The sequence below is a fragment of the Shinella zoogloeoides genome (assembly GCF_020883495.1).
In the GTDB taxonomy this organism is placed as follows: Bacteria; Pseudomonadota; Alphaproteobacteria; order Rhizobiales; family Rhizobiaceae; genus Shinella; species Shinella zoogloeoides.
The window spans coordinates 3,597,501-3,614,554 of record NZ_CP086610.1; the positions used below are offsets into that span (position 1 = coordinate 3,597,501).

The 17,054-nt window shown below is 59.3% G+C and carries 14 protein-coding genes, 1 tRNA gene, 2 rRNA genes and 1 pseudogene (1 of these 18 only partly in view); 10 read left to right on the forward strand and 8 right to left on the reverse strand.

Annotation, left to right across the window (positions count from 1 at the left end; translation table 11 throughout):
- The 3 genes from K8M09_RS17660 to K8M09_RS17670 all read left to right on the forward strand — a co-directional run.
- Positions 1-1,445, forward strand: a 23S ribosomal RNA gene (locus K8M09_RS17660) (it extends 1,352 nt beyond the left edge of the window).
- A 213-nt stretch (positions 1,446-1,658) separates the two neighbouring features.
- Positions 1,659-1,773 (forward strand): 5S ribosomal RNA (gene rrf / locus K8M09_RS17665).
- Between the two features lie 101 nt (positions 1,774-1,874).
- A tRNA-Met gene (locus tag K8M09_RS17670) sits at positions 1,875-1,951 on the forward strand.
- 101 nt (positions 1,952-2,052) lie between these two features.
- Here the strand turns inward: K8M09_RS17670 and K8M09_RS17675 are convergent.
- The 4 genes and pseudogenes from K8M09_RS17675 to K8M09_RS17690 all read right to left on the reverse strand — a co-directional run bounded on the left by K8M09_RS17675 (position 2,053) and on the right by K8M09_RS17690 (position 7,613).
- A pseudogene (locus K8M09_RS17675) lies at positions 2,053-3,161 on the reverse strand (IS3 family transposase).
- A 92-nt stretch (positions 3,162-3,253) separates the two neighbouring features.
- Positions 3,254-5,506, reverse strand: coding sequence for a glycoside hydrolase family 2 protein (locus K8M09_RS17680; RefSeq protein WP_160788204.1), 2,253 nt, complete (start codon positions 5,504-5,506; stop codon positions 3,254-3,256).
- 179 nt (positions 5,507-5,685) lie between these two features.
- Positions 5,686-6,768, reverse strand: coding sequence for an ABC transporter ATP-binding protein (locus K8M09_RS17685; RefSeq protein WP_160788203.1), 1,083 nt, complete (start codon positions 6,766-6,768; stop codon positions 5,686-5,688).
- An 11-nt stretch (positions 6,769-6,779) separates the two neighbouring features.
- Entirely contained in the window at positions 6,780-7,613 is an 834-nt protein-coding gene (locus K8M09_RS17690; RefSeq protein WP_160788202.1) for a carbohydrate ABC transporter permease, read from the reverse strand.
- Between the two features lie 227 nt (positions 7,614-7,840).
- Between K8M09_RS17690 and istA the strand changes: the two genes are divergently transcribed.
- Positions 7,841-9,337, forward strand: a complete 1,497-nt coding sequence (istA, locus tag K8M09_RS17700; RefSeq protein WP_382379779.1) for an IS21 family transposase — start codon at positions 7,841-7,843, stop codon at positions 9,335-9,337.
- Complete coding sequence (gene istB / locus K8M09_RS17705; protein WP_229341919.1) at positions 9,334-10,092, forward strand: IS21-like element helper ATPase IstB; 759 nt, start codon at positions 9,334-9,336, stop codon at positions 10,090-10,092. Before istA ends, istB begins: the two co-directional genes overlap by 4 nt.
- A 244-nt stretch (positions 10,093-10,336) precedes the next feature.
- On the opposite strand, the gene K8M09_RS17710 is transcribed toward istB, so the two are convergent.
- Positions 10,337-11,206 carry an OST-HTH/LOTUS domain-containing protein gene (locus tag K8M09_RS17710; protein ID WP_170299625.1) on the reverse strand — a complete coding sequence of 290 codons (870 nt, stop codon included), beginning with the start codon at positions 11,204-11,206 and terminating at the stop codon, positions 10,337-10,339.
- A gap of 355 nt (positions 11,207-11,561) precedes the next feature.
- Here K8M09_RS17710 and K8M09_RS17715 point away from each other — a divergent pair, with 355 nt between their 5' ends.
- From K8M09_RS17715 to K8M09_RS17735, 5 genes are all read left to right on the forward strand, one after another.
- A complete protein-coding gene (locus K8M09_RS17715) occupies positions 11,562-11,777 on the forward strand; it encodes a helix-turn-helix transcriptional regulator (protein WP_160788213.1) in 216 nt (71 codons plus the stop codon).
- Positions 11,767-12,009, forward strand: a complete 243-nt coding sequence (locus K8M09_RS17720) for a hypothetical protein (protein ID WP_160788212.1) — start codon at positions 11,767-11,769, stop codon at positions 12,007-12,009. The genes K8M09_RS17715 and K8M09_RS17720 overlap by 11 nt, the downstream gene beginning before the upstream one ends.
- 132 nt (positions 12,010-12,141) lie before the next feature.
- Entirely contained in the window at positions 12,142-12,537 is a 396-nt protein-coding gene (locus tag K8M09_RS17725) for a putative toxin-antitoxin system toxin component, PIN family (protein WP_229341974.1), read from the forward strand.
- Positions 12,534-12,794, forward strand: coding sequence for a toxin-antitoxin system HicB family antitoxin (locus K8M09_RS17730; protein ID WP_160788210.1), 261 nt, complete (start codon positions 12,534-12,536; stop codon positions 12,792-12,794). The genes K8M09_RS17725 and K8M09_RS17730 overlap by 4 nt, the downstream gene beginning before the upstream one ends.
- Positions 12,795-12,813: 19 nt before the next feature.
- A complete protein-coding gene (locus K8M09_RS17735; RefSeq protein WP_160788209.1) occupies positions 12,814-14,460 on the forward strand; it encodes a recombinase family protein in 1,647 nt (548 codons plus the stop codon).
- On the opposite strand, the gene K8M09_RS17740 is transcribed toward K8M09_RS17735, so the two are convergent.
- The 3 genes from K8M09_RS17740 to tnpC are packed head-to-tail and all read right to left on the reverse strand — an operon-like array spanning position 14,356 to position 17,022.
- Positions 14,356-14,958: a hypothetical protein gene (locus K8M09_RS17740; protein WP_229341977.1), complete on the reverse strand. Its 603-nt coding sequence runs from the start codon at positions 14,956-14,958 to the stop codon at positions 14,356-14,358. The two genes, K8M09_RS17735 and K8M09_RS17740, sit on opposite strands and share 105 nt — an antisense overlap.
- Positions 14,888-15,451: a YecA/YgfB family protein gene (locus tag K8M09_RS17745; RefSeq protein ID WP_064334525.1), complete on the reverse strand. Its 564-nt coding sequence runs from the start codon at positions 15,449-15,451 to the stop codon at positions 14,888-14,890. The genes K8M09_RS17740 and K8M09_RS17745 overlap by 71 nt, the downstream gene beginning before the upstream one ends.
- Positions 15,448-17,022 carry an IS66 family transposase gene (gene tnpC / locus K8M09_RS17750; RefSeq protein ID WP_160788236.1) on the reverse strand — a complete coding sequence of 525 codons (1,575 nt, stop codon included), beginning with the start codon at positions 17,020-17,022 and terminating at the stop codon, positions 15,448-15,450. Before tnpC ends, K8M09_RS17745 begins: the two co-directional genes overlap by 4 nt.
- Between the last annotated feature and the right edge of the window lie 32 nt (positions 17,023-17,054).

Genomic DNA, 17,054 nt, shown 5'->3' on the forward strand with positions numbered 1-17,054 from the left:
CCTGCTTAAAGTTAATCTGAGCAGGGTTAGCCGGCCCCTAAGACGAGGCGGACACGCGTAGTCGATGGGAACCACGTTAATATTCGTGGGCCTGGTGGTAGTGACGGATTGCGTAACTTGTTCATCCTTATTGGATTGGGTGGGCAGGGAAGCGGTTCCAGGAAATAGCTCCACCGTATAGACCGTACCCGAAACCGACACAGGTGGTCAGGTAGAGCATACCAAGGCGCTTGAGAGAACTGCGTTGAAGGAACTCGGCAAATTGCACGCGTAACTTCGGAAGAAGCGTGACCCCAAGGCACGCAAGTGTTTTGGGGTGGCACAGACCAGGGGGTAGCGACTGTTTATCAAAAACACAGGGCTCTGCGAAGTCGCAAGACGACGTATAGGGTCTGACGCCTGCCCGGTGCTGGAAGGTTAAGAGGAGAGGTGCAAGCTTTGAATCGAAGCCCCAGTAAACGGCGGCCGTAACTATAACGGTCCTAAGGTAGCGAAATTCCTTGTCGGGTAAGTTCCGACCTGCACGAATGGCGTAACGACTTCCCCGCTGTCTCCAACGCAGACTCAGTGAAATTGAATTCCCCGTGAAGATGCGGGGTTCCTGCGGTTAGACGGAAAGACCCCGTGCACCTTTACTATAGCTTTACACTGGCATTCGTGTCGGCATGTGTAGGATAGGTGGTAGGCTTTGAAGCAGGGACGCCAGTTTCTGTGGAGCCATCCTTGAAATACCACCCTTATCGTCATGGATGTCTAACCGCGGTCCGTTATCCGGATCCGGGACCGTGTATGGTGGGTAGTTTGACTGGGGCGGTCGCCTCCGAAAGAGTAACGGAGGCGCGCGATGGTGGGCTCAGACCGGTCGGAAATCGGTCGTCGAGTGCAATGGCATAAGCCCGCCTGACTGCGAGACTGACAAGTCGAGCAGAGACGAAAGTCGGTCATAGTGATCCGGTGGTCCCGCGTGGAAGGGCCATCGCTCAACGGATAAAAGGTACGCCGGGGATAACAGGCTGATGACCCCCAAGAGTCCATATCGACGGGGTTGTTTGGCACCTCGATGTCGGCTCATCGCATCCTGGGGCTGGAGCAGGTCCCAAGGGTTTGGCTGTTCGCCAATTAAAGCGGTACGTGAGCTGGGTTCAGAACGTCGTGAGACAGTTCGGTCCCTATCTGCCGTGGGTGTAGGAATATTGACAGGATCTGTCCCTAGTACGAGAGGACCGGGATGGACATATCTCTGGTGGACCTGTTGTCCTGCCAAGGGCATAGCAGGGTAGCTATATATGGAATGGATAACCGCTGAAGGCATCTAAGCGGGAAACCAACCTGAAAACGAGTATTCCCTTGAGAGCCGTGGAAGACGACCACGTTGATAGGCCGGGTGTGGAAGCGCAGCAATGTGTGAAGCTTACCGGTACTAATAGCTCGATTGGCTTGATCGTTCTCATTGTTCATGCTCATCGAATAAATTCGATGAGCCATATCTTCTGTCCTGACGCGCCAAAGCGCTCCGGACGGGCCGCGCCACGAGGCGCGACGGCCTCTGGCCTTGCGGAGCGATGCTCCGTTGCCCAAAGAAGAAAAGACGTGTTCACAAAACAAGACAAACGAAGGCTTTGCCTTCTACCAGCTTCTCATTGATTGCCCTTAGCCGACCTGGTGGTTATGGCGGGGTGGCCGCACCCGTTCCCATTCCGAACACGGCCGTGAAACGCCCCAGCGCCAATGGTACTTCGTCTTAAGACGCGGGAGAGTAGGTCGCTGCCAGGTCTGCTAAAGGCAATCAACAGTCTTCTCATCACACATTCGGCCCAAGCCGATAGCGGGCCGCCCTCAAAGCGGCCCTTTTGCATGCAAAACTAAACAAATAACGCGGGGTGGAGCAGCCCGGTAGCTCGTCAGGCTCATAACCTGAAGGCCGCAGGTTCAAATCCTGCCCCCGCAACCACTTCTGTCATAATTCGCTAGAAATCGAAGTGTAACAACAGCTTACACCGAAATCGGCAAACAACACAAAGCCCCGTGACGTTGCCCCCGATCAGCCCTCGTTCATAACTGGACTCTGTTCTCCTTGTGGTTCGATCTGGACCGGGTTGCAAACTCGTTTGGCGTGAGGCCACGCAGGCTCGTGTGCGGCCGGTGTTCGTTATAGTCGATCCTCCATTGTTCGATGATACGGCGTGCAGCAGCCATGCCGCGGAACAGGTGCTCGTTGAGACATTCGTCGCGGAAGCGGCCGTTCAGGCTCTCGACGAAGCCGTTCTGGGTGGGCTTGCCGGGCGCGATGTAGTGCCACTCGACGCGATGGTCCTCCTGCCACTGCAAGATCGCTCGCGACGTCAGTTCGGTACCGTTGTCGGAGACGATCATCAGCGGCCGACCGCGCGTCTCGACGATGGAGTCCAGTTCCCGCGCCACCCGCATGCCCGACAGTGACGTGTCGACCACGAGCGCCAGGCACTCGCGGGTGAAGTCGTCGACCACCACCAGGATGCGGAAGCGTCTGCCATCGGCGAGCATGTCGCAGACGAAGTCCAGGCTCCACCGCTGGTTCGGTCCCTGCGGCAGCGTCATCGGCGCCCGCGTGCCCAGCGCCCGCTTGCGACCACCGCGCTTCTTCACCGTCAGCCGCTCTTCCCGGTAGAGCCGGAACAGCTTCTTGTGGTTCAGCTCGATGCCTTCCCGCCGCAGTAGGATGTGCAGCCGCCGATAGCCGAACCGCCGCCGCTCAAGCGCCAGCTCCTTCAGACGCGTCCGCACGGCGGCATCGTCCGGTCGCCGCGACGCATAGCGGTAGGTCTTCGGGTCGAGCCCGATCAGACCGCAGGCACGCCGCTGCGAATAGCACTTCTCTTCGATCGCCCAAGCCACGAAGCGCTTCCTTGTCCTGGGCGTCAGAACCTTCCCAGCGCTTCTTTCAGCGTCGCGACGTCCAACATCGATTCCGCTAGCAGCTTCTTCAGCCTGCGGTTCTCGTCCTCGAGGCTCTTCAGCCGCCGGGCGTCCGACACTTCCATGCCGCCATAGCGGTTACGCCAATTGTAGAAGCTTGCCTCCGAGATCCCGTGCTTGCGGCACAGCTCTGCAGTCGGGATTCCCGCCTGGTGCTCCTTCAGCACGCCGATGATCTGATCTTCCGTGAACCGGCTTCTCTTCATCTCCGTCTCCTTTCGACGGAGTCCAGTTCAAACCGAGGGCATTCAAGGGGGCAACGTCACCCGGACAGGAAAGCGCCGGGGTGTTTGCCAAGCTACAGTCCGACGGACACAACACGGATGCGTTCCCCGCCCAAACCCGGCCAGTAAACACCAATATCGATGTCTCCCGGCTCGCCATTCGCCTGTAGCCAGAACCCGACGATGCCACCACGAATGGGAACGATATTCGGTCCAAGAAGTATTGCGGGACCCGCAACATCGACCTCCATCGACCCTTCGAGATACGGCAGGACATTGCCGGTCTGATCGAGAACGCGCGCGATAACGCGCACAGTATCTCTTTCCATTGCGTTCAGACTGGTCTGATCTGCCTCGACCTGCAGCGTCGTCGGCACAGGAGCTGAAGACATCTGAACTGCCTTGACTGCCTCGCCGTTTATGTAGCCAACCAATGTTCCGTCCTGCCAACTCGAACCCCAAAGGCCCATCTCTTCAGGCCGGAAGTGGCGCTCGTCAAAGACAATCGGCGGGTGCGGCAAATGCGGATAGTTCTGGCGATCAGGCCCTGCCCGCTTGGACAACTGGTTGCCGTAGCGAAACTCGATCTCGTCGCAATTGGTCAAAATGATCAACGGCAGCACGCCGCCAATATTGCGCTCTCCTCGCGCCCAATAGGTCACAGGCTTCAAGACGACTTCATCGGAGGGGTCACATTGGCTTATGTAGGCATAGGCCGCGAACTTCGGCTCGCGGAACATGTCCATAACGCCATGATAACAGATGCGATCGCCTGAGCCGAATTCCTGGTGGGTGTTGTAGTCGAACATGCACCAGCCGATGCAACCTGAAACGTTCGGGTCGCCATGCATCGCATCAAGCACACGCAAATGGCGTGAAACATGCTCGGCCTGACGCTGCTCCTGGTCAGTTCGTTTCGTTGGATACATGTGGCCGTTGAATTCGGTCACCAGATAGGGAACCAGCTTTGATAGTCCGGTTACCTCGCGCTGGTTGCGCAGCGCGACGTGTGGGCGGTTGTTGCCGGGCAGTTCTTCGGAGCCCTGACTGAAGTCGTTCATCGTATAAACGTCTTCAAGCAACTCGCTTTCATCGATATAGCGAACACCGCCCGTCTGGCGGGTCGGGTCAAGTTCGCGAGCAAGGCGATTGGTCTCGGTATAGAAGTCATGATCGTCCTGCGATTCATTGATGCGAACGCCCCAGATAATGATCGAGGGATGGTTCCAGTCGCGCTCTATCATACGGCGGACATTCTCGACCGACTCCGCCTTCCAGGCGGGGCCGCCAATGTGCTGCCAGCCCGGGATCTCTTCGAACACGAGCAGACCAATGCGGTCGCAATGGTCGAGGAAGTAAGTGGATTGTGGGTAGTGCGAGGTGCGCACGACATTGCACTTCAGCACCCGCTTCACCAGTTCGGCATCCTGTTCCTGTGCTGACCGGCCCATGGCGTAACCAACATAGGGAAATGACTGATGGCGATTGAGTCCCATCAGCTTCAGACGCTTGCCGTTCAGAAGAAAGCCGTCCGGGGTAAATTCGGCAGTCCTGAAACCAAACTTGCTCGAAATCTGATCGGTGCCGGAGGTTGTCGTAAGTTCGACGGAAATCTCATAGAGAACCGGATTGTCGATATCCCACAGAGCAAGACCGGTCAGGTTATCAAACCGCAACAGCGCCGATGCGCCGTCGAGCGGAGCCGATACGGCAACTATAGCGCTACCCTCTCCATCTTTAAGCGTCGCAACGACAACGCCTTCAAGTGGGAGGTCTTGAGGATTGTCAAACCAGCAGCGAACCGATGCCGACTTGGCCGCTTCAAGCACATTGCCTGTCTCGACCTTCATCTTGGCAATCGAGACTGAGGACCGGATTTCAAGCCACACATCGCGGTAAATGCCAGCATAGGTCAGATAGTCGATCATCCCGCCGAACGGCGGAATTTCCGGGTTCTCGCTGCCGTCGATCTTGACCGTAATCAGATTATCGCCGTTCACCAGCAGGTCAGTCAGCCTGGCCTCGAACGGCGTATAGCCATCTTTATGTGCGGCCACTTGTTTGCCGTTCAGGCAGACGACGGCGTCGGCCATAGCGGCATCGAAACGCAGGACAACTTCCTTACCTTCGAACGCCGTCTGCCATGGCAGCTTCTTCTGATAGATGAATGCGTGCTGATAGCACTTCTCGTCAAAATAGTTGAAGGGAAGTTTCACTGCATTGTGTGGCAATGAAACTGCCTCACCATCCCACAGTTCCGCGATCAATTCAGGAACGAAATGATCGTGGAATACCCAGTCATCAGATATTTTTTGCACCGCACGCATAGTATCTAATTCATCACTTCATGTTTTTTGCAGACACAAGAGTGCCATGGCAGAACTACTCTGCATGGCAAAGAACGCATTTCGAATAGGTAATGTTTTGATCTTCGTATCTATTATGACAGTGCCATAGTCGATGCGAAAATGCTGGACGATGCCCTGCTCTCTAGGCTCGTCCTTTGTTAGTAGAGGCGCGCGCCATTCTTGGCGAACAATAGAGCGCGTTTCGCCGGGATACCAACCGTGAGGCGCTTATCGTCGACGTAACGGAATTCGTGGCGTTCGATAATCAGCGGCTCTTTTGTTCCCGTGCCAACATAGACATAGCTTGTGGCGCCGAGATGCTCGGCAACATCAACGTTGAGCACGATGTCACAATCACCCGCGCCGGCAGAAGCAAAATGCTCCGGCCGCAGCCCCAAAATTACATCCGTTCCCGGCGTCGGTATGTCCTTCAGAGGCAGGGTCAGGTGTGCGCCGCCTTGGTTGACCAGCTCAACGGTCACAGCGCCGGCAGCCGCATTGACTACTCTCGCGGCAAGGAAGTTCATCTTCGGCGAGCCGACGAAACCGGCAACAAACATGTTGGCCGGATTGTCATAAAGGTCTAGCGGGCGGCCAATCTGCTCTACATTACCACCGCGCAGGACGACGATCTTATCCGCCAGCGTCATCGCTTCGGTCTGGTCGTGGGTAACGTATATCATGGTCGCGCCCAGCTCCTTGTGCAGCCTCGCGATCTCGACGCGCATCTGCACCCTGAGCTCCGCGTCAAGGTTGGACAACGGCTCATCGAACAAGAATACTTGCGGCTCCCGCACGATCGCGCGTCCGATAGCAACTCGTTGGCGCTGGCCACCTGATAGCGCTTTTGGGCGGCGCTCCATTAAGTGACCGATCTGCAATATCTCTGCGGCGTGCTTGACCCGGCGATTGGTGTCTTCTTCCGGGTTACCGTTCATGCGCAGACCGAAGGCGAGATTCTGGCCGACGGTCATATGCGGGTAAAGCGCATAGGACTGGAACACCATGGCTATACCACGGTCGGCCGGCTCGACATCATTGACGACGCGATCGCCGATGCGCATCTCGCCGCTACTAATATCCTCCAGGCCCGCGACCATGCGCAACAGAGTAGACTTGCCGCAGCCAGATGGGCCGACGAAAACAACGAACTCACCAGAGGCGATCTCGATATCGACACCCTTGACTATTTCTATCGCGCCGTAGCGCTTAACGACTGATTTGAGCGAAAGACCAACCATGGTTCCAATCCCTACTTGACCGCGCCTGCAGTGATGCCGGCCACGAAATGACGTTGCAAAAGAAGAAAAACGGCGATCATCGGAGCGGTTAGAAGCACTGCTCCTGCCATGATGCCACCCCAACTGACCTTGCTCGGCCCAATGAGGCTACCCAGTGCGACCGGCGCAGTGAACATGGTACGATCACTGGAGATCAGCAGCGGCCACAGATAGTTGTTCCAGCTGTAGAGGAAGAGGATGATCGACAGCGCCGCCATCGTTGGTCGGGCCAGAGGCAGAGCGACACGGAAAAAGATGCGCCATTCGCTGACACCTTCGACACGAGCTGCGTCGAAAAGCTCGGCGGGCATCATCGTGAAAGCCTGTCGCATGAAAAGAACGCCGAGCGAGTAGAATAGCGGCGGACCGATCAAAGCAAACCAAGTGTTGCCCAGCCCGAAATCGCGCGCAACCATCACAAACTGCGGGATCACGACGACGAAATAGGGCAACGTTATCGTGCCTAGAAGAATGGCCAGTACCAGTGATTTGCCAAAGAACCGGTACCGCACCAGTGCCCACCCGGCCATGGCCGTCAGCATGACTGACAGTATGGTATAGATGATGCCGACGACAATCGATACGAACATGGCGCGCAGAAAATCGGTATCTGCCTGCAGGTTGCTGATATTGTCGAAGAAGCTTGTGCCAAACCACAGAACAATGTTGGGCGAAAAGATCGCGTGGTCGGGCAATGTGGCGAACACTGCCATCATCCATAACGGGAACACCCAGATTAGCGCGAGCGGGATGAGTAGTGCGTGCAGGCCAATGGCCCGCAGTCGCTGTTGTCTAGACTTGCTCATTTCGGTTCCCTAGTCAGCCAAAGTTGAACCATTGAGATCACCACAGCCAACGCAGCGATTGCATACGCGATGGTTGAGGCATAACCAAAGTTGCCCGAGGTGAAGTGAGAGCGGCGGTGCAAAAGTCGGCCACGGTAGCGGCGGCATAATGCTGCTGCGGGCGGAGTAAAATCCGGCCACCTATTTCCTTTCTGCAATGATCGCAGGAGGGACAGGGGATCTACACCGTGGAACTTTATTTGAGGGTTCGCCTGGCTGTTTCGGAAGGGATGAAGCAGCGTCAGGCCGCGAAGCATTTCAACATCTCGCGAGAGACCGTGGCCAAGATGTTGGCCTATTCGACACCACCCGGCTATCAGCGTCGATCACCGATCCGGCGTCCGAAGCTGGATGCGTTTGTTTCGACGATCGAGCATTGGCTCGACGAAGATCTGAAGATGCCGCTAAAGCAACGCCATACTGCCAAGCGTGTGTTCGACCGCCTGCGTGATGAGTGCGGTTTCACCGGCGGCTACACGATCATCAAGGACTACATACGCGAGCGGGATCAGCGTCGGCAGGAGGTGTTCGTGCCGTTGTCGCATCCGCCCGGCCATGCGCAGGCCGACTTTGGCGAGGCGACGGTGGTGATCGGCGGCGTCGAGCAAAAGGCGCGTTTCTTCGTGCTGGATCTGCCGCATAGCGACGGCTGCTACGTGCGGGCCTATCCTGCGGCGGTGGCCGAGGCCTGGGTCGACGGCCACATCCATGCATTCGCCTTCTTCGGGGCCGTGCCGCAGTCGATCGTCTATGACAATGACCGTTGCCTGGTGGCCAAGATCCTGCCCGACGGCACACGCAAGCGGGCGGCGTTGTTCAGCGGCTTCCTGTCCCACTACCTGATCCGGGATCGCTATGGCCGTCCGGGAAAGGGCAACGATAAAGGGAATGTCGAGGGACTCGTCGGTTATGCCCGACGTAATTTTATGGTGCCGATCCCGCAGTTTGCGACATGGGATGCGTTCAACGCCTTTCTGGAAGAGCAGTGCCGCAAACGCCAGCGCGACAAGCTGCGCGGTGAGAGTGAGACAATCGGGGAGCGGCTACAGCGTGATCTGGCGGCCATGCGTCCGTTACCGGCGTCTCCCTTCGATGCCTGCGACCAGGCCAGCGCCAGGGTGACAGCCCAGTCGCTGGTGCGCTACAAGACCAACGACTATTCCGTACCGGTCGCCTATGGCCATCAGGACGTCTGGGTCCGGGGCTATGTCAATGAGGTGGTGATCGGCTGCCGCGGCGAGATCATTGCCCGTCATCCGCGATGCTGGGAACGGGAAGACGTCGTCTTCGATCCCGTTCATTATCTGCCGCTGATCGAGCAGAAGATCAATGCGCTGGATCAGGCGGCTCCACTCCAGGGCTGGAACCTGCCGGACGAGTTCGCGACGCTGCGCCGCCTGATGGAAGGCCGCATGGCAAAGCATGGCCGACGGGAATACGTGCAGGTTCTGCGCCTGCTGGAGAGCTTCGACCTTGCGGACCTGCATGCGGCCGTGAAGCAGGCGATACAGCTCGGTGCGATCGGCTTCGATGCGGTCAAGCATCTGATCCTGTGCCGGGTCGAGCGCCGGCCACCGCGGTTGGATCTGTCGATCTATCCCTACCTGCCGCGGGCGACGGTCGAGAAGACCTCAGCGAAAGCGTATATGCGCCTCCTGTCGTCTGATGCGGGAGAGGCGGCATGAGCACCGAAGCACCCGACATCCTGCTCGCCCACTATCTCAAGACCCTGAAGCTGCCGACCTTCCAGCGCGAGCACCAGAAGCTGGCCCGGTTATGCGCCACCGAAGGCGTCGATCATGTCGGATACCTGTTCCGGCTTGCCGAACGGGAGATGATCGAACGGGACCGCCGCAAGGTCGAACGTCGGATCAAGGCGGCTAAATTCCCGATCGTCAAAAGCCTCGACAGCTTCGACTTCACAGCCATCCCCAAGCTGAACAAGATGCAGGTGCTGGAACTGGCCCGCTGTGAATGGATCGAGCGCCGGGAGAACGTCATTGCGCTGGGCCCGAGCGGCACGGGTAAGACGCATGTCGCGCTCGGTCTCGGCCTGGCCGCGTGCCAGAAAGGCCTGTCCGTCGGGTTCACGACAGCGGCCGCCCTGGTCAGCGAGATGATGGAGGCCCGCGACGAACGGCGTCTTCTTCGGTTCCAGAAACAGATGGCCGGCTACAAGCTGCTCATCATCGACGAGCTGGGCTTTGTGCCGCTGTCAAAGACCGGCGCGGAATTGCTGTTCGAGCTGATCTCGCAACGCTACGAGCGCGGGGCCACCCTGATCACCAGCAATCTTCCATTTGACGAATGGACGGAAACCCTGGGGTCCGAACGATTGACCGGCGCTCTGCTCGATCGCGTTACCCACCACGTCAACATCCTCGAGATGAACGGCGACAGCTATCGCCTCGCTCAAAGTCGAGCCCGAAAGGCCGGCTAAAACTACTCTCAAAAAATCGCCGCGCCGGCCTGAGACCCCCGCTCGGGCTACGCCCTCCCGGCCGTCTCAGGCCGGCGCCACAGTGGCCGACTTTTGCTCCGCCCCGTGGCCGGTTTTTACTCCGCCGTTGACATATCGGATTGTAAAATAGCGCGCCGGATTTGGGCTGACTTTGGGAAATGCGGATGGCAGCGATACTTTCCCTGGAACCTGCCGTTCGGGACTGCCGCCTCGCAAACCTATTTCAGCCTGTGTTCGCGGTGCCTTCTTTTTCCCGGTATCGGGCCGAACGCTGCCCGTTGATCTCGAAGTACCGAAGATCGAAGATTCGCGATTCATGCACAACCTGCCGCCAACTGCTGCACCCGTATTTCGCAGGGAGTTGTTCCGGGAACCGCTCGGCAATCCACCTTCCTGCCTCCGCAATGGATGCCCATCCATCGACGGCCAATTCACCGGCGGCCTCCCGCAAGGCGCTGACGATGCCTGCAACTGGCCAAAACACAGTGCTGTCCGGGGCGATGCCGTTGACGATCAGATCGCGGAACGCATCCGACTGGGCGAACTCTGCGGCCAGACGCCGGGTTTGCTCCATATGTTCCGCCCATCCCCGCAGTTGTTCGAAGTATTGGTCAATACGGCTGTAGGCGGCGACCAGAGCATCAGAGGCGCGAAGGCATCCATCCACGCTCCATAGATCGTGCCGGTCGATGAAATGGTGAACAAGGTCGTTTCGCAGCGCCACCAGTTCCCGGAGTTCATTTTTTAGCCGGGCGAAATCCGCGTCCGACAGGCTCAGACCTATGCGGAAACTGACCATAACGGGTTCCGCTGGACAATCGGGAAGGTCCTTGGGTGTGTCGCCGATCTCGTTGGGTGCAAGATACGATCCGAGCAGATCGCCGATCAGCGTGCCGAGTGTTTTGCGCGCGCTGTCTGCGATCCGCGCCGCCCGGATCGTCTCCAACGCATGAGGCGGCCCGGTGAGTTCATGATGCGCCACAATAGCCTTGATCAGGCGCTCGTATTGCTGCAACCGCAGCAGACATCGCCCCAGCAAGCGCTGTACTTCACGTTGACGCGCTGGCAGCGCTTCGTCCGACAATGGCGTCATGCCGTTTCCTGTTCTTGCTCCCCAGCGGCACGGGGCTGCAAAGCCCCACGAAATCCCTCATCGGCGACATAGTGAGCAGCCCGCAACGTGATCCGCAACTGGAATCCCTGCGCGCCAACTGCAAGCAGGAGTCCGGCATCAGGTCCGACTCAGGCTGTAATCCCGATGCCGAACCCGTCTTCGTCACGGCATCGCCCCCGGCAGGGCGCTGGTCCGGGGTTGTAGGGTTTTCCTATTTGCCGCCGTTTCTACGCCACAGCCCTACGCTGGCTAAATATCAGTTGCACAACGATAATTCACTGGCCTGTCTGGCCTCTGCAATCGTCAGAAATCACCAGCAGGAGGCAGATCAGCCATGCGTCAACCAGATCGTATCGTTCGCCTGAAGACCGTTCTTGCCCGCACCGGCCTGTCGCGGTCCACCATCTATCGCAAGATGGCGGAGGGTACATTCCCTGCAAAGTTCAGGATCAGCACCAACGGCGCGGGGTGGAAGGAATCCGACCTCGACCGCTGGGTCGCCGATCCTGCCGGATGGCGGCCAGAGGTAGAGGTGGGCCATGGTCGATGATGGGAAACATCCCGGACGAGAAAGACCGGCAAACGACAATCGCCCGCCCGATGGGCGGAATGACGGTCATGCGGTCGATGCGTCCGAGCGGCTCGACAGGGTGGTGCTCACCATCGCCCGGCTAATCGGCACGCAGATCGCGCGGGAGCATTTCGCGACGTTGCAGGCCGCAAATGACAACAGGCCGCCACTTCGCGATGGGGCCGGACAGGATGCGGGTGATGAGGATTGACCAAGAGGTGCGCGCTTCGTCCATATTTCCCGTGGGTGGCAGTGCCGGGCATGTTCTTTCGTTGGGCGCAACATTGACATCTTATGGGATGTCCCCATATTGTTTGCCATGAGACTGGTTCTGGACACCAACGTGATCGTGGCTGCCTTCCGCAGCCGGAACGGGGCGAGCAACTTGCTCCTGCGGTTCGTTGATCGAGGTATGGTGACACCGCTTTGCTCGACGGCGCTGTTTCTGGAATATGAGGCGGTGCTGAGCCGCGAGGAAATCCGGCAGGCGACGGCGCACAGCCTGGAGGACGTCGCAGCGGTGATGAGCGCGCTTGCCGCCGTATCCGAGGGCGTCGATATCTCGTTTCGAACGCGCCCCATGCTGTCGGATGTCGCCGATGAGATGGTGTTGGAGGCCGCGCTGAACGGGCAGGCCGAGGCCATCGTGACGCATAACGTCAAGGATTTCCGCCCGGCGCTTGCGGTGGGTGTTACCATTGCAACGCCGGGAGAGATCGTCAGGAGGCTGAACACATGACGCAGACCCAACGCTACAAATACCCGCTGCAACTGCCGCAGTCGCTCAAGGAGACGGCGGCGCGTCTGGCACATGAGGACGGCGTGTCGCTCAACCAGTGGATTGTCTCGGCGGTTGCGCAGAAGATCGGTGCGGTGGAAACCGCCGCTGATTTCATGAAAGCCCACGCCGGGGCGGCACGGCGGGGCGATCTCACCCGGCTTCTGGACCGGGCACCGGATGCGCCGCCGATGCCGCAGGATGCCATCAAGGATTAATCCAACGGAGGCCAACACCATGACCCGCGCAGCCCTCTATGCCCGCTATTCGTCTGACAACCAGCGCGAGGCGTCCATCGAGGACCAGTTCCGGCTTTGCCGCGAACATGCGGCGCGGGAACGGTGGCAGATCGTCGGTTCCTATGAGGATGCGGCGATTTCCGGTGCCAGCACGATCCTACGGCCCGGCATCCAGCGCCTGATGCGCGATGCGCAGCAAGGCGAGTTCAATATCCTGCTGGCCGAGGCGCTGGACCGGATCAGCCGCGATCAGGCGGACGTGGCGACCCTCTACAAGCATCTGAAATTCGCGGGCGTCACCATCGTCACCTTGGCCGAGGACGAAATCTCGGAGCTTCATGTCGGGCTGAAAGGCACGATGAACGCGCTGTTCCTCAAAGACCTTGCCATGAAAACTCATCGCGGCCTGCGGGGCAGGGTGGAAAAGGGCAAGGCGGGCGGTGGTCTCTGCTACGGCTACAGGGTGGTGAAAAAGCTGGACGGCAATGGCGAGCCGATCCGTGGTGACAGGGCGATCATCCGCGAGGAAGCCGAGATCGTCCTACGCATTTTTTGCGAGTTTGCATCCGGTAAAAGCCCCAAGGCCATCGCCGTCGATCTGAACCGCGATGGCGTTCCCGGCCCGCTTGGTCGGGCATGGGGTGATACCAGCATTCGCGGTCATGTCTCGCGCGGCACCGGCATCGTCAATAACGAGCTTTACACGGGCGTGCTGGTCTGGAACCGGCTGCGGTTCGTGAAAGACCCGTCCACCGGCAGGCGCGTGTCTCGCATCAACCCGGAAACTGCATGGATCAGAACCGAGGTTCCGCATCTGCGCATTGTGGATGATGAGCTCTGGAACGCGGTTCGCGCGCGGCAGAAGGATATTGCCGTCCGGTTCGAGGCGACCGTCGATGGCATCAGGAAGGCAAAGGCCCGCAAGCTCCATGAGAAGAAGCGGCCCGTTTCCCTTCTTTCCGGCCTGCTGACCTGTGGCTGCTGCTACGGCAAATACGGTCTCATCATGCGCGACCGTTATGGCTGCCTCAATCATCACCGGCGCGGCACCTGCGACAACAACAGGACCATCACCCGCGAAAAGATCGAGGAACGCGTGCTGTCCGGCCTCAGGGACCGGCTGATCTCGGGCCGTGCTGTCGAGGAAACTGTCCGGGCTTTCGCCGAGGAAATGAACCGCCTCAATCGTGCGCGCAGGGCAGAAGGAGAGCAGGACCGCAGGGCGCTGGACAAGATCGAGAAGGCCATTGCCGGGATAATCGCGGCCATCGAGGACGGCATGTATCAGCCTTCGATGAAAGCGCGGATGGACGAGCTGGAACGGCAGAAGGCTGAAATCGTCACCCGCCAGTTGCAGGTTCCGCCCGACACGCCGGACGTGCATCCCAATATCGCCAGCATCTATCACAAGCGCGTCGAGCGGTTCACGGATGCGCTGCACGATGACGACGATGGCCGCATTGCCGCCGAGGAACTGCGCTCACTGATCGAGGAAGTCGTGCTCCTGCCCGGCGAGAAGCGCGGCGAGGTTCACGCCAAGCTACGCGGCGAGTTGTTCGGCATTCTCGACTTCGTGGAGGCGGAACACCGGCACAGACCGGGGGAAGTTAGGACAAAGGTGGAAGCCTGCCCCCGCAACCACTGAGACTTGCAAATTCTCCCATTCGGGATATTTGCGCAAAAGCTCCTCGGCGTAAGCCTCGAGGAGCTTTTTCTTTTTGTGCTCCGTGTCGATCTCACCCGAAGCAATACGGGCCATCAGATCGTTCTGGGCGGCGGCGACGAACTGCTGCTGCATGATGTCGATCACATCCATCGAGGCCATGATATTGGCGATGTCGCCATGGACCTGCAGGGATGCCGGCTGGTGACCCGGCGTCTTGCCGATGACGACCGTCTGGATCAGGTCCCGCACGATCGGCATCAGCCGGCGCTTGGCCTGTTCGTCGGCATTGTTGCGGGCGAGGAAGAGAAGCTTGCGGATGGCGATCTCGGTGTTGGCCGCATTGAACGTGAGCGCAACGAAGAGCCCACGGCTTCCGTGATTGACTGAATAGGCTTCCGGCTGTCGGTCAGAACTTTTGCTTTGCCCGCTTCGGCATAAAATAGGCTCGGATCTTGACGAGCGCTTCGGCGACGGCAACGGCATCCTGACGGGTCGCGTTCCGTTTTGCCTCGCCGAGCTTGCGGATGGGCGCGACGATATCCCCAGTGACGGCATGACCTCCAAGGACGGGCTGCCAAAGCTTGGGCGCGTACCTTGTTCCCAATAGAAAGCAGAGGTCCCAAGCGAAGGGATCAAAGGTTTGATCATCGATCTTGGTGAACCTGGGCCGATGATCTTTCGGCGTTTCGGCGAGGCTTGCCGATATCCGGTTGTATTCCGCAACGATGGTCTGGACGGCTCGATGCTCGGTTGTTTCCATTGGCAGGTTCAGGGCATCCGGGCCAGTCAGCTCCGGGATCCACTGACGCGGGTCGATAAACCTCGGGCCGATGATGAGAGCCGTGAGATAGCCGTCGAGGCCGCTCATCGACCAGATCGGCGAGACTGGACGGCGTGCCCTGATAAACGCCTCGAACGCCTCGTCATCGAGCTTCGGTCGTGCCGTAGCCCCTTGGCTGTTCTGTGTCATGCCGCCCGTCGCTCCTGATCTGCAATGCTCTCGCGGTTGGCCTTCCAGGTCCATGGAAAGAGCGTATCCATCTGGTTCGCGGTCACCTTGCCGGAGATGATGCGCTCGAGCACGTCGGCAAGCCAAGCTTCGGGGTCTACACTATTGAGCTTTGCCGTGTTGACGAGCGATGCGAGGACCGCGAACGTCTTGCCACCGCGTTCGCTGCCCACGAACAACGAGTTCTTCCTCGTCAGAGCCACCGATTTCATCGAACGCTCGACCACATTGGAGTCCACTTCGATCCGGCCATCCTCCAGGAAGGCTGCCAGTCCGTTCCAGTGGTTGAGCGTGTAGGTGACGGCCTTGCCAAGCGCCGATTTCGACGACACCTCGTCGCTCAGTTCGGTGAGCTGGGCCTTCAGTTCGCTCATGATGGGCGCTGCCTCGCGACGCCGCACCGTGAGCCGGGTATCGGCATTTTCGCCGCGCAGTTTCGCTTCGATCCGATAGAGCTCGGCAATCCTGGCAAGGATCGACAGGGCCTCAGCAGACCCGGTCATCTTGACGATTTCGACGAACTTGCGTCGGGCATGGGCAAGGCAGAAGGCCAGCCGCATGGGAGCGACATTGCTCCTCCCCCGGCGCTTGGCCAAGGTTTTATAGGCTTGGTACCCATCGACCTGGAGCACGCCGGCAAACGACGACAATTGCCCCTCGACCTCGCGCGCGCTGCGGCTTTCGGCAAAAGTATAGGCCACCGCCGGCGGCGCCGGACCATTCCATGGCCGATCGTCGACCGCCTGCGCCCAAAGTTGGCAGACCTTGGTTCGCTTACGCCCCGGATCAAGCCGCGGGAGCGGCGTCTCATCACAGAACACCCTTGGCTGGGAGCGGATGAAGGCAAGCAGCGCGTCATAGAGAAGCTCAAGCCACCAGGCGACCCGCGTCACCCAGGCCCCGAGCGTGCCGCGATCGATGATCACGCCGCAGGAGGCAAGCATCTGCGCCTGGCGATGAAGCGGCAAATGCCAGGCGAACTTCGAAACGGCGACATGGGCGGCAAACGCCGTGGTCACCATGCCGCCGTCCATCACACGCGCCGGCGCTGGCGCTTGCACAATGGCACTCTCGCAGGCCCGGCATGCGTAGCGCGGCCGGATCGTCCGCTTCACCCGGACAACCGCCGGCACGATGTCGAGCGCCTCACTGACGTCCGTGCCGATGCAATGCAGCTCGAACGAGCAGCACGGGCAAATCTTGCTCTCCGGCTCGATGAGCTCTTCATACCGTGGGAGATGCCTGGGTAACCGGCCGATGTTGCGCGCCGGCGATCGCCGCTCCTGCTTTCGGCCGTCAGCCACGGGTGCAACATCGTCATTGGCCGCCGCGGGAATGTCGCTGAGATCGCCAAGCTCAAGCGTCGCCTGCTTCGGGTCGATCGCCGTCATCTTCTCCGATTTCGGCCCAAAGAGCTGCCGCTCCAGGAAGGCAACGCGCGCCTTGAGGTCGGCATTCTCTGCATCGAGCGAGAGAATGATTCGGCTCAATTGCGCGGCATCCTGAGGTAAAGGGTCGGGTCGAAGCGGCATGGCAGACCCTAGCACATGACCCTGAATCTTCA